Source organism: Candidatus Sodalis sp. SoCistrobi (assembly GCF_900143145.1).
GTDB lineage: Bacteria > Pseudomonadota > Gammaproteobacteria > Enterobacterales > Enterobacteriaceae > SoCistrobi.
In genome coordinates this window covers 1-2,354 of sequence record NZ_FRDB01000318.1, presented here as the reverse complement: position 1 = coordinate 2,354, position 2,354 = coordinate 1, and the positions used below count along the sequence as shown (strand labels likewise).

Below are 2,354 nucleotides of genomic sequence, written 5' to 3'. Positions count from 1 at the left end.
TGCTCATGCTGAGTTTCCAGCACTAGATTAACTGCCCGTTCACGGACTTCCGGAGAGTAACGTTTGGTCGTTGTCATAGAGACCTCCACTTTTAAAGTATAGACTCTAATTTATCCGGGGTGATTCAGCATTAACGAGAAAGCCTTTGTCAGCAAAATTACCGGCGGCCTTGCCCCTTCATTACGCGTCGGCGATGTGATTGTCGAGGTGGACGAGCGTTATTTCCGGCCTACCGAAGTGGATACGCTCTTGGGCGATCCCAGCTACGCGCAACAGCGGCTCGGATGGCAACCAGAAATCACCCTGCAGCAATTGATTGCGGAAATGGTGGAACACGATCTCCAGGCCACGCGCCAGCACAGTTTACTCAAATCGCACGGTTACGCCGTTTGCCACAGTAGCGAGTAACGTCTGAAAGCAAGGCATTCCGGCAACATTAAAAAAACAATGATTATTATCACATGCTAACCGATCTGATCATGGCGTTAAAAAAGCCGCAAATCTGGAGCGTGCTTTCTTGGTTTGATATTAAACAACGTTATAAACGCTCTGTCCTGGGACCGTTTTGGGTAACACTAAGTACCGGGGTCCTGGTGGGGATGTTAAGCGTATTATGGTCGACGCTGTTCAAATTGGATGTACGCGAATATTTACCTTTTTTTTCCATAGGACAGGTTGTCTGGACCTATATTTCGCTGCAACTTACGGAATCTTGTAATGGTTTCGTTCAATTTGACTATATCATCAAACAAAGCAGTACCTCTTTCTGTTCGCTGATATTGCGCATTCTCAGTAGAAACGTCATCGTTTTTGCGCACAATTTTATTATTATCGCAATAGTCATCACGCTGGTGGGGCCCGGCTGGCAATTTAAGATGTTATGGTTTCTGCCCGGACTACTCATTTTGACTACGTCGCTTTTTTTCTGCTCAATCATTCTCGCTATCATATGCACACGTTTTCGTGATGTATTAATGATAATGCAAAACCTACTGATTATTGCGTTTTATTTCACACCCATTATGTGGAAAACCGAGCAAGTTCCCGCAGCGATGCTACATTACATTAATTACAACCCTCTGGTGTATTACTTTAACATCATACGCCCGCCGCTGTTGGGCGTGATGCCCGATCTGCGCTCAATAAGCATCGCTCTCATCATTACAGCCATTCTGTTTTTGCTGGCCATGCTATTGCTAAATAGAACCCGGCGTCGCATCGCCTACTGGTTATAAACAATGCAAGCCATTATCAAAGTTGAAAATATCTCCGTTGAGTTCCCTATCTATACCGCCTCTCAACGCAGCTTGAAGAAATTACTGTTCCGACGGGCGGTGGGTGGCAACCTGGCAAAACATCATCAGGCGCTGGCGGTGACAGCGCTAGATAACGTCTCCTTTGAAGTTCATCAGGGTGAACGGGTGGCGCTTTTGGGTGGCAATGGCGCCGGTAAAACCACCCTCTTGCGGGTCCTGGCCGGTGTTTATCACCCCACTGCCGGTCGGGTGTCCATACGCGGCGAGGTGGTTTCGCTCATCGATATGGCGATGGGAATGGAGAATGAGGCGACCGGTTATCAAAATATTTACATCCGAGGTTTACTGCTGGGCCTGACCATGAAACAAATCGCCCGGCAGGTACCCTTCATTATTGAGTTTAGTGAACTGGGGGAATTCATCTCCTTACCTGTGCGGACTTATTCCAGCGGCATGCTTCTGCGCCTGGCGTTCGCCATTATTTCCGTCTTACAGCCCAGCGTATTGTTGATGGATGAATGGCTAACGGTGGGAGACAGTCAATTTCGCGACAAAATGAGCAAGAAGTTACAGCAAATGGTGGATCGATCGGCGGTGATGATACTGGCCTCACACTCCCGGGAAACCATAAAGGCGTTTTGCAACACTTTCTTTCTAATGCAAAACGGATCGCTACGTCAGATAAGCCGCAGTGAAATTGATGATTATATTTAAACAGGGAGTCGACGATGGAACTGGATGCTAACATCCTTATTACCGGCGCCAATGGCGTTTTGGGACACGGCCTGCGACGTGCTCTGCAGGCGCAGGGTTATCGCCATCTCCTTTGTCCGTCCCGCCAGGAATTAGACGCGCTGGACAGGCAACAGGTGGACGCTTTCTTTGCTCATCATCGCCCTCACTATGTTTTCCATCTTGCCTCGCTGGTGTTCGGCCTGCAGGGCAACATGGAAAACCAGCTAAACGCTATCTGAATCACCCCGGATAAATTAGAGTCTATACTTTAAAAGTGGAGGTCTCTATGACAACGACCAAACGTTACTCTCCGGAAGTCCGTGAACGGGCAGTTAATCTAGTGCTGGAAACTCAGCATGAGCA

At 48.1% G+C, this 2,354-nt stretch carries 3 protein-coding genes and 1 pseudogene; all 4 read left to right on the top strand.

Translation table 11 applies throughout. The features are described from left to right. Positions 1–129: 129 nt before the first annotated feature. Positions 130–408: pseudogene (locus tag CINSTRO3249_RS15135) on the top strand (GDP-mannose 4,6-dehydratase); the annotation flags it as partial. Between the two features lie 53 nt (positions 409–461). Further along, positions 462–1,235 (top strand): ABC transporter permease, encoded by a 774-nt coding sequence (locus tag CINSTRO3249_RS15130; protein WP_074013835.1) that lies wholly within the window; start codon positions 462–464, stop codon positions 1,233–1,235. 3 nt (positions 1,236–1,238) lie between these two features. Further along, a complete protein-coding gene (locus tag CINSTRO3249_RS15125) occupies positions 1,239–1,970 on the top strand; it encodes an ABC transporter ATP-binding protein (protein WP_074013834.1) in 732 nt (243 codons plus the stop codon). Positions 1,971–1,984: 14 nt separating this feature from the next. Further along, the gene (locus CINSTRO3249_RS15120; protein WP_254304378.1) at positions 1,985–2,230 is read left to right on the top strand and encodes an NAD-dependent epimerase/dehydratase family protein; all 246 of its coding nucleotides are present in this window, start codon (positions 1,985–1,987) and stop codon (positions 2,228–2,230) included. Positions 2,231–2,354 lie beyond the last annotated feature (124 nt).